1 pseudogene is annotated in these 256 nt (G+C 55.1%); it reads left to right on the top strand.

Annotated features, from left to right (window positions below):
* Positions 1–178, top strand: a pseudogene (locus U5A57_RS41560) (cupin); the annotation flags it as partial.
* Positions 179–256: the final 78 nt, after the last annotated feature.

Genomic DNA, 256 nt, shown 5'->3' with positions numbered 1-256 from the left:
GCCCGAAGGCGTCGAAGAGATGATCACGTGGTTTCACGTGACAGGTGGCTACACCTACGTCGATCCTCAAGGCAACGCAACAGGCTACGAGGATGTCTTCACCAAGATCGAAGCGGCCCGCAAGCACTACGATGCGATCGGACTTGGTACGGACTACGTCAAGCGCTTTATCCGTTGAGACATACCGGCGCTGCAATCGCGCCATCAAGAGGTTCTGATCATGCAACGAAAGACTGTAGAAGTGGACGGTGTCGCT

The organism is Paraburkholderia sp. J11-2 (genome assembly GCF_905220185.1).
Taxonomy (GTDB): domain Bacteria; phylum Pseudomonadota; class Gammaproteobacteria; order Burkholderiales; family Burkholderiaceae; genus Paraburkholderia.
Note: the sequence above shows the minus strand (reverse complement) of the source record. Positions and strands in the feature narration are given on the sequence as shown.